Genomic DNA, 9,919 nt, shown 5'->3' with positions numbered 1-9,919 from the left:
GTGTGTTTCTTTCCTTTTCCTGCCACATATCCCACATAGCCACCGCCATAGTTATAGGACTGTATCGCTACATTCAAGTCGTCGATACCTTGATTTTTGCAGGAAGAAAGCAGGGACGCAAAATACTTACACCCCTGCTTGATTGAACTTTCTGTATCTAAAGAGTTGGGCGGTAAACCAAGACTTTCCGAACTCTGCATAACATCTTCTGCCGTACCGCCACTTTCTACTTGAATGATAGCCAATAGTACATTGACATACTCGGAAATACCGTATTCTCTGGCGTATTTTTCCACCATAGGCTGATGTTTCAAGACTTCTGCGGATAAGTTCATACCCGTAATGCCAGAAGAAAAGTTGCTGTTCTCGTCGCTATCTGCACTAATCAAGACACCAAAGAAAAGCACCAGAGAAAAGAGGATAGGAAACAGACTGCCAATGAGAGCGATATGTTTCAGTTTCATTTTTTCTTCTGTCCTTTCTTCGTTACAAGGTTACGGGTTTTCTCTGTTGTCTGCTGGTTCTTCTGGACACTCTGGGTCTGCTGAACCTTTGTCCTGCGGTCTTTGGTGTAATTCTGGCGTGTTTCCTGCGATACCACTTTTTCTACATTATGCTTATGTACTGGCTGTGCAGGCTGGGGCGCTTTCCTATCAGAAGCACCAGAAGATAGCGGACGCTCTTTGATAACATTTGTCTTGACTGGTTCACTTGCTTTTGAAGTGGTCGCTGTGGCAGGACGTTTGACTTCCTGCGTTTTTTCCGCACTCGGCTTTGAAGCTGTGGCTGGTCGCTCATGGGGACGGGTAGCTCCCGTTGTCGCTGATCCGTCAGCCTTTCGCTGTGCCTGCCTTGCTTCTTGTGCCTTTTGAAGCTTCATACGCTTGTCAGCGATATTCTGTCTATGCTGTTCCTGCTTTTCCAAACGCCCCGTCTGTCTGGACTGCTGTTCCTGCACCATGCCACGCTTAAAGTCGGACACGCTGGACTTTGCCTTTTCCTTTGCGGAATACACCGCATAAGCGGTCTGTGTCGGCATATCCTTGATGTTTTCTTTGACAGCGTTTGCTTTGTCTTTCACTTTATTTTTCGTATCTAAGACAGCACCCACCTTTGAGCCTGCACGCTGTCCCATGCTGGAAGTGGTATTGCCCCGATTTTCTTTAGAAGCTGTATTTTTTCTTTCAGCTCGTTTATTAGCAACGGCACTTCCAGCCACCGCACCAGCCACACCGCCCGAAATACCGCCAGCACTTACCGCCCTTGCAATACGGTGTTCCATACGCCTAGCCCTATGTCGCATAAACAGATACGGTCTGCGGAATATCCTGCGTCCCATGCTTTGACTGTCGCCAGCATTAAGTGAGAACATACTCATTAAGTCGCCCAGTTTCATATAGATACCAGCAAAACACACTATCTGCAAGAACGCCACCATGAAAAACGGATAGTCCGTGGAGATGTTATAAAACATACTGGAAATACTGAACGCTACCGTTACAATGAGCGTTATTCCTGCCCGTGTCATTATGGTATTAAATACCCTCACGATTGCCTGCTTTGCCATGCTTTCATAGCTCGGTATCATGGAAAGTAGAAAGCTGATAGGTAAAAACATAGCAAAGATAATAAAAAGTATCTGGCTGAACAACATCATACCCGTAAGCAAGAATACAAATATCGTGATACCTAAGTTGAAGAACAGCAGGAAGAATACCATACCTAAACGATTTACCACCTGCGGTATCGTCAGATTGTTGTTGTCGTTATCCTCGATTTCTGTTTTTACGACTTCCTCTCTGGTCTTTCCGTCCTCGTCCTCTGGGCTTGCTGATACGAGAGCTTCGACACGGTCTGTCCCGATTTCTTCTGCGTTGCTGTTCCCGAATTGTAAGAGTAGCCACGGCTGTTCTACTTGAATAGAAAATAAGCTGTCCCGTATCAAGTCCACGCTGTCTTTACCCTCACTGTCAGAGTTGGGGAGCATGATTTTTGTTCCCAAGTCCAAAGAAGCGGTGCTGATGTCTGATGAAAATTCATTTATCTTCTTGATGTAGTCGGGAGCGTAGGCAATAAAAGAAGCGGACAGTACGAACACCACAACAAAATTGATAACAGCGTGAAGTGCCTTGCTTGTTTCCCGTTTGATAAGTCCCGTATAGGCTACATAAAGTCCCACCACTAATATAATGAGAAGCAGGAAACCGACATAAAAGCCAGAGCTGGAAAAACCGTTCTGTGTTACGCCTGCAAGGGTCTGTATGCTTTGTCCGATACTGTCTGCCATATCGTTAATAAAATCAAGTTTATAGGCTTCCTGCACCACATAGCCCGTGGCATTGCTTAAATAAAGGCTTATCGTCCAGACAAAGTTGGTAATACAGTAAAGCCCGTACTGCACCGATTTTCCGATACCGTCCAGCCAGTTCCACGGAAGCCACGACCAGCTATTATCCACATAAAAATCAAGCTGGTAGTTGGAAAGGGGATATTTTGAGTATAGATTTTCTGCGTTTATGGTATCGTCCACAAGCCCCGTCGCATGAGCCACCGTCCCCAGAAGTAAAAGCAGGATAAGGGAGAGTGCCACGACAAACAGAGCCATTTTGAGAAAGTGAAAAATCTTCTTTTTTGTGAACGCACCTTTTATCCTTTCTTTCATCACTCCACCTCATTTCTCTGCACGGGCGGTCTGGTATCAAAGGCGTGTAGCAGTTCTTCAAAGACTGGGTGTATCTGCACCACACCGACACGCCCGTATAAGTCCTGCAATAAACATTGTCCGTTCTCCAAATCACGCAAGCGTTTTTGGTTGTTCTCGTCGTCTTTGTCGATACCGAAAAATTCTAAGGTCTGCTTTATCTCGTTAATATCCGTGCTTCTAAAGGCAAATTTTAAGCCGATATTGTTTTTCAGACTTTCCTTTGACACGTCCCCAGAGGATTGTGTAACGAAATAAACACCTGCCTGCATAGCACGTCCAGCTCGCACCAGCTTATTTGACAAGGTTTCGCCTTGTGCCACATTTAAGAACGCCCACGCTTCGTCAAGGTCTACGATTTTAAAGATAGAACGGTCGCTGTGAATGAAGTCGAGTGCAAAGGTACTAATCACAATCAGCATAGACACCGACAATAATTCAATGGTCGTGTATTCCTCAAAGGTGGTATCTTTATCTGGCAATACTAAATCGGCTACTTGAATGATATTGAGCTGGTTGTCAAGGCTGATAGCATTTTCCACCGTACCGTCCGAAAACAGCAGGTGTGCAAAGTCATAGTCTGTGAAGCTGTCGATATGGTCTGCGATATTTCTTGATATGGGCGTATCTTCACGGCGTAGCTCGTCTATCACATGGAGCAAGCCCCGACTGTCACTCTGGGTAACGGAGCGAACCGCTTTTCGTAACACGGGGAATTTTTCGCCGTCCCTAGAGGAAATACCCGTTAAAAATGTCAAGATGTCGATTGCCAGACTTTCAGCGTCTTTGACATTCTTCATAATCACAAACGGGTCAAGAAGTCCTGCATTGTCCTTGTCGCTGGTAAGGTTTACGATATTGATTTCATGGGCGATTTCTGGGAGCGTTTCTTTCCAGTTGCCACGCTCACTTTTGGGGTCTAAGATAACCGCTTGTCCCCCAAAGAGAACGGAGTAATACACAAGAAGATTGTTGCAGAACGACTTCCCACCACCAAGCGAACCGACAAAAGCAGAAGCAAGGGCATTTGTAACTGTGCCTTTTACGCCTTGACTGGCAAGGGACGGTTGCAGGTACACATTTCTTCCCGTATCAACGGAATAGCCCATATAGATACCCGTAGTTTCCCCTAACTGCTGGGTTGCACCAAAACCAAGCCCTGCAAGAAAATCTGATTTTACATACTGCACATAGTCATTGATATATCGCTTGCTGGCAGGTAAAAATTCAGAATGAAGCCCCAGCATATCCCCAGCAGGACGCACCAGCTTTACATTGAGGTCGTCGTAAAAGTCCTTGACTTCATCACAACGGCGTTTTAATTCGTCCAAATCATCAGCCGATACACGCACTACATAAGAGAGCTTATACATACTTTCTTTTGTCTGGTCTAAGTCTGTTTCCAGCTCGTCCACGCTGTCTAATGCGTCCACTACATTTGAGCTGGTTTCACTTCCTGCTTGATAGGCGTGGTTATCAAGGTCTTTCAATTCCTTTTTCTTGTTTCTTACTGTCGTTAATGCTTTTCGATTTTCCACGATTTCTACATTCATAGAAGTATCAACGGGGAATGTGAATTGCTGTTGCTGGAAATAGAAGATTTCAGACGACGGAAAATCAAGCTCCCCGACAATCGCATTGACGGTAAAGTAGGACACATAGCTTTCCTTGTCCTCATGTTCCAATCGTAAATACCGCTGGCTTTCCTCAATCACACACCTTGTCGGGCGGATAAGGTCGTAGTATTTTATCAGCGTTTCTTTCTTATAGTTTTTCTTTGGTAGCTGGTACTCATAATCTTCATAGGCGATACCGTCCCTGCCGTAAAGATGTTCCATGAGATACCCAAAATCATGGATTTCCAAGCGACGCACCTTAAAGCGACGGGAGATTTTATTTTCCAGTAACTTTTCCATTTTCATGTAACGGTTGATTTCATCATTCGGCATGGAAACAAAGTCATTCATCAGCGTATGGTTCACTTCATGGAGAAATTCCGTGAACGTCAGCCACGCCGATTTTTTGATGTTCTTCAGATTGAGCTGTTCTTCCGTAACCATGAGCTTAAAGCCAAGAAAAAAGCGGTAGTCCACTTGATTATCCCCAATCATAGATACTAACGCTTCGGTCTGTTCGTCTATCTTCTGATAGGCAACTTCCTTTAATTTTCCAGTTACCAGCTTTTTTGACTGCTCCTGCATACTTCTAATTGAGCTTTCTGTGGCAATCTGCAACGCATGAATTTTACCCTCACGGGACTGTGCAATGAGCTGTCGAAAGCTGTCATGCACGATAAATTTCTGCTCTGCGGATAAGAAAGAATAGTTGTACGGTATCAGCTCATAATAGGCAAACACCTCATTGTCCTTGTTCCAGACAAGGTTATTGTCAATATATTTTATCGGGAACATAGTTCACACTCCTTACTGCCGTGATTGTTTCATTGAGTATCTGCTTATGCAGTTTTACGGCTTTTCCTGCATAAGTGATTTTTGGTCGCAGGGCATAGGTTATCTGTGATTTCAAAAAGCTGTACGGCTTCTTTCCGTCAAAAGTTTTCTGCGACATAAACCAAGTGAGAGCAACGGGAATACCGAAGTATTTGAGAAATGCTCCCTCAATCATGGAAAGTGGGGGAATATCCCCAAACAGAATGATGATAAATTCTGTAATCACAAACCATGTAATCTGCGTAAAGGTAACGGGAAAGGGCAAGTTAAAGTCATTAATTGCATACAAGACTTTTTCCACGTTCCAGATACCCGTATAAGATTTAATCTTTTTCAAGTTCTTTCAGCTCCTTTCAAAATAGAAAAGGACAGCCATGTTTCAGACTGTCCCTTAAAAGAGAAATACGCTGTCAGTAGCAACCATGCTTGTCGCTGATCTTCCAGCGTTAATATGGTATCTCGCACATACCTCGGCTTGTTTCCAAGAAACAACCACCCAGTTCCAAATCTCGCCCGTAGGCTTCATAGTCAATGTAGTTCTGTAAGCTGGGTGGAATGTCGCCAAGTGCCTGCAATTCGTCTATGTAGTAGTAGGCAACGTCTGTCATGGTTTCACAGTCTGGATAATAATAAATATCGTCCTTGTGTTCCACGACTTCTTCCAGCGTCCCGTAGTGGCTGATAAATTCGTCCAGACACTCTACGATATAGTCGGGAAGTTCCTCTATCATTTCATACATAGAGTTCAGTTCTTCAATGGAAACATACTCGCCAATCGCAATGGGAAAGTTATCGGTATCATGGATTGCGTATTCCTCATACTGTTCATTCAAGCCGATTTTTTCTTTCACATCTTCCTCGTCAATGGGGAACGTGAACCACGCACCGACTAAATAGCCCTCGTTGTATTTGCCAAGATTAGCAATATAAACCGCCATATCATCAATCATAAGCACCACCTCATTTCCTACTCTGGCAGTTCAAAGATACCGTGTTCCGTTACTAAAAATTTCCCGTGTTCCTGCAAGTGAGAAGCGTAGGCTTCAAAGTCAAAGTAATATTCTTGACAGTCCTCGGATAAATGTTTGAACGTCGGGTCGTTCATCAGCTTTTGCCTTGCAACATCTATCATGCTTTTGCAGTCGGGATAAACCGTAATCACGTTCCTGCAAATATAAAGTGCTTCTAAATTCTCAAACACCGTAAGAAGTGATACATATTCTTCCTGCATATCGCTTGAAAGCTGGCGGTACATAAAATCTAATTCGTTGAGCTGATACACGCTGGTATGTTCGTGAACTTCATTAGCAAAAGCCAACACCTTTTCAATAATGCGGTAATCCCCACTTTCTGCACCGACACCTAACTTTTCTTCAAACTCGGCAACATCTATCGGCAGGTCGAACCAGTATGATATTGTTTCTTCGCCAGTTGTTCCTCTCGTTTCCACCAGCACCCTTGTTTCCTGCATTGTTCCTCACGTCCTTTCTGTTGTTTCATCACATCTTTTAAGGTCTGGTACGGCATACCAAACACATACTTTGAAAAATCTTCTAACTGTCTTTCTTCATAGTCGGCAAGGTTCAGCCGTTTCATTTCCTGCCACACCTTACGCTTGTAAGAGGGCTGGTCGGAAATATATTCACAGCCAACCTTTACCTGCATATCCTTAAAAATATCGCTCATTTCATCACTCCAATCTGAAATTTAGGTAAGAAAAAAGCAGTCAATCCTAAGACTAACTGCTTTGTGTGTATGGATATGAAATTGTAAACTAGATTATCTGTTATAGATTTACAGTCATAATATATTCTTCGCTATTTTCATCAACAACAAGAAAACCTGCTTTCTTATACATCTTTACTGCATAATTATTTTTTTGAACAGATAAGGAAAGTTTTGAATATCCAGAAGTTTTTTCCACCAACAATAACTGTTGCAATAATGAAGTTCCAATCCCTTGTCCTCTATACTTTTGAAAAACAGACATAGCAAGGGACGGTGTATCATTGTCAATGTGTCCGTAATCGTTCATTATTCGTACCCAAATAGCACCAACAACATTTCCTTGAACTTCCGCAACTAAAGCCCTATCATCTTTTCGCTTTCCGAATTCAAAAACATATTCTTGCAATTCTGGGCAGTTAATGATTGATTTAGGTGGTGGCTCAACACCGTCTGGAATATAAATTGCATTATACAAAAAGTCATTGAGTAAATCATATTCTTCCTTTTTTATTTCTCGTATAATATAATCCATAGCTTAACTCCTAATCTATTTTATCTTTTTTCACACCCCGATTATATCATTCGCATATCAGTACCACAATAAAATTTTATGCACCAATAATCTTATTGAACAGCTCTAACAGTACATCTTTCACACCGCCAGCATTGAATACCAAACCGACAGCAATCAAGGCAACTACCAAGAAGCCAATAAGTTTTGAAAACTCACGTTTAAACCCTAAGTAGATACCGATAACCACAATCGCCATAAGCACTAAGCTCTGTGCGTTTGATAAAAACCATTGATACAAATTTTGTCCGAAATTCATTTAATTGTCCTCGCTTTCTTCTAATTGTTTCATTTCATAGTCAGCTTCTTTGCCGATATTCAAAATACACATCAAGACTACACCGATACCCATTCCCATAGATACCAGCAGGAAGTCTTTTAATAATACCCACATTTTTATCACTCCTAACTTTCTACTAAATCTTTTGCAGGGGTCGTCTGCTGTTTGATTATCATTTCATGCTTTTCTGTGAGCTTTGCCTGCTGTTCGATTGTTTCCATGTAGTCTGTACCGTTTCCCTTATCAATCTTTTTCAGCATTTTCAAGGTTGGTGCTACCTGCCTTTGTACCCACCGCAATGTACGGTCTAAGGTATAAGGCTCTGGCTTTGTCGTCAGCTTCAAGCTCTGTCTGTTATCGCCGATAAACCACGCCCAGCGGTCATTGAGTTTCCAGTCATTTTTTCGCTTGTCTGGTTCTTCATCAACAAACCGCACATACTGGTTGATGATAGAAAAGGCGGTCTGCTCTGCGTCATAATAGGTCAGCAAATCTCGTACTGCATAATAGGCTCGTTCATTCCGAAGCCGTATCTCAAAACGGTTGATAATGTCGGCTTCTTCCAGAGGTGTCCCCAGCTTGACGTACTGCTCATAGTCCTTTTCATAGATACAGAAATACACATCTGATTTCAGCGAACCAAGATAAAGGGTACGTCCCATATATTCTCTGTCGTCCTCTCTGTGCTTGATAAGCTCGCCCGACTGGTAAAACTTATAGCTTCTGGACTTTCCGATATATTCCCGTTTCCTGCATTTTTCCGCAAGCTCTGGAATATCCAAAATGCCCGTATGGTCGTTGATAGCAAGGTCGATACGCTTCATCACGCCACCGTCTACGAGTGCGTCCATGAGAAAGTCATACCAGCTTCTTTGCTGTGCCAGCAGGTAACTTTCAAACTGCCTGCACCCACGCCCCTTTAACTCTAAAAGGACACCTTTTTCTTCGTCAGCCGACGTATAGATAAAGATGTCCCCTAAAGAATAATGCTCCGTATAACTGTAACGCCCGTAATCTTCATGGAGCATATAGTTGATATTCAGTTTTAATATGTCTTTGATGATGTGCTGTATATCCAGCGTGGGAAAACGGATTTTCACATAATCAAACAGCATGGTAAGCGGTGCTTCTGGATTGAACCTTGCCAGTTCTTTATGCAGAGTTTCCAGAAGTTCTTTTGACGGCTTCATTTTTCCACTTTCTATCTTGTTGAGATATTCCCTTGTGATACCAGAAGCCAACGCCAGCCTGCCTTGTGAGATACCATAAGCAATCCGTTTCTCCCGTAATTCTTTTATCCATTGTTCTTCATTCAGAACCATACCCCCAATCTGTAAAGTGTGAAGTTTTTTAAGGCGACTTCACAGCCGATTTTTACTAGGAAACCATGTCAGAAGCCTTATGTTTCCTATGTTTTTTGTCTATTGTTTATTTGCAAACGTACCCCTCTGTTAGATACCGAGGGGTTTTACCTGCTGGCGTGGCTTACGCCACACCAGCAACGGCTAGTCCGTGCCGTCGCCTTTCGCTTCGCACGTCGCCGTCCCGTCCTGCCTTGCTTGTGCAAGAGAGCCGATAGTCTGCAAAAAGTCATGTCCTTTCGGAACTAAAGGCGTGTAAAATTCACTTATAACACTTGTTCCTACATCACAATAGCCACGCCCCTTGATACGCTTCTGGAAAAACTGTTTTTTTACATCTGAACCGAACAGCATACCGTAACCTAATTCGCTGATACGCCCAAGTCCCACACGGAAATTGAAGTTATCTCTGATACCGTCCGAGAAATACTTTGCGTCTGGACGCTGGCAGGCAACGATAAGAAAATAACCTGCTTGTCGCCCTAACATAACGATTTTCTTTAACTGGCTAAGTAGGCTCACGCTTTCTTTTGTCCCCAGCATTTCAAAAAATGCCACATATTCATCAAAGATAAGAAAGCAGGGTGGAAGTCCCAGATAGGCGTAGTTTTCGCCCGTCTTATAGTTCTGGTGTCGCTTCATTTCCTCACTTCGCTGTACCATACCCTCATAAAAGGCATTGACGCAATCAATCATTTCTTCTTTGGTGTGATACACATTTCCCATAACTGTCCCTAAGTCTGCAAGGTCAGATAGCGATAGGTAACTCTTTGATGTTATCTCCAAGTTTTCCCCCGCTTCACACCGTACATGAAACTTTCGCTTCAT

11 protein-coding genes and 1 pseudogene are annotated in these 9,919 nt (G+C 43.1%); all 12 read right to left on the bottom strand.

What is annotated here, in order from left to right:
* Nucleotides 1-464 (bottom strand): lysozyme family protein (locus tag ACESSZ_RS15755; protein WP_499842893.1); only part of this gene is annotated, 464 nt, incomplete at its 3' end.
* Nucleotides 461-2,662, bottom strand: a complete 2,202-nt coding sequence (locus ACESSZ_RS15750) for a CD3337/EF1877 family mobilome membrane protein (RefSeq protein WP_499842892.1) — start codon at nucleotides 2,660-2,662, stop codon at nucleotides 461-463. The genes ACESSZ_RS15755 and ACESSZ_RS15750, both read right to left, overlap by 4 nt.
* Nucleotides 2,662-5,112, bottom strand: coding sequence for a conjugal transfer ATPase TcpF (gene tcpF / locus ACESSZ_RS15745; protein ID WP_499842891.1), 2,451 nt, complete (start codon nucleotides 5,110-5,112; stop codon nucleotides 2,662-2,664). The genes ACESSZ_RS15750 and tcpF overlap by 1 nt, the downstream gene beginning before the upstream one ends.
* Nucleotides 5,090-5,488 (bottom strand): conjugal transfer protein, encoded by a 399-nt coding sequence (locus ACESSZ_RS15740; protein ID WP_003061368.1) that lies wholly within the window; start codon nucleotides 5,486-5,488, stop codon nucleotides 5,090-5,092. The genes tcpF and ACESSZ_RS15740 overlap by 23 nt, the downstream gene beginning before the upstream one ends.
* A 109-nt stretch (nucleotides 5,489-5,597) precedes the next feature.
* Complete coding sequence (locus ACESSZ_RS15735) at nucleotides 5,598-6,101, bottom strand: antirestriction protein ArdA (protein ID WP_499842890.1); 504 nt, start codon at nucleotides 6,099-6,101, stop codon at nucleotides 5,598-5,600.
* 17 nt (nucleotides 6,102-6,118) lie between these two features.
* A complete protein-coding gene (locus ACESSZ_RS15730) occupies nucleotides 6,119-6,622 on the bottom strand; it encodes an antirestriction protein ArdA (protein ID WP_003417621.1) in 504 nt (167 codons plus the stop codon).
* Nucleotides 6,541-6,837: a hypothetical protein gene (locus tag ACESSZ_RS15725; protein ID WP_010774377.1), complete on the bottom strand. Its 297-nt coding sequence runs from the start codon at nucleotides 6,835-6,837 to the stop codon at nucleotides 6,541-6,543. Before ACESSZ_RS15725 ends, ACESSZ_RS15730 begins: the two co-directional genes overlap by 82 nt.
* A gap of 100 nt (nucleotides 6,838-6,937) precedes the next feature.
* The gene (locus tag ACESSZ_RS15720; RefSeq protein ID WP_003417620.1) at nucleotides 6,938-7,411 is read right to left on the bottom strand and encodes a GNAT family N-acetyltransferase; all 474 of its coding nucleotides are present in this window, start codon (nucleotides 7,409-7,411) and stop codon (nucleotides 6,938-6,940) included.
* Nucleotides 7,412-7,487: 76 nt separating this feature from the next.
* Complete coding sequence (locus tag ACESSZ_RS15715) at nucleotides 7,488-7,709, bottom strand: hypothetical protein (protein WP_002323342.1); 222 nt, start codon at nucleotides 7,707-7,709, stop codon at nucleotides 7,488-7,490.
* Nucleotides 7,710-7,844: a DUF3789 domain-containing protein gene (locus ACESSZ_RS15710; protein ID WP_003417615.1), complete on the bottom strand. Its 135-nt coding sequence runs from the start codon at nucleotides 7,842-7,844 to the stop codon at nucleotides 7,710-7,712.
* Between the two features lie 11 nt (nucleotides 7,845-7,855).
* The gene (gene mobT, locus ACESSZ_RS15705; RefSeq protein WP_003417612.1) at nucleotides 7,856-9,052 is read right to left on the bottom strand and encodes a MobT family relaxase; all 1,197 of its coding nucleotides are present in this window, start codon (nucleotides 9,050-9,052) and stop codon (nucleotides 7,856-7,858) included.
* Nucleotides 9,053-9,235: 183 nt separating this feature from the next.
* A pseudogene (locus ACESSZ_RS15700) lies at nucleotides 9,236-9,919 on the bottom strand (hypothetical protein); the annotation flags it as partial.

The organism is Eubacterium sp. 3_1_31 (assembly GCF_964249515.1).
GTDB classification, from domain to species: domain Bacteria; phylum Bacillota_I; class Bacilli_A; order Erysipelotrichales; family Erysipelotrichaceae; genus Longicatena; species Longicatena caecimuris.
Note: the sequence above shows the minus strand (reverse complement) of the source record. Positions and strands in the feature narration are given on the sequence as shown.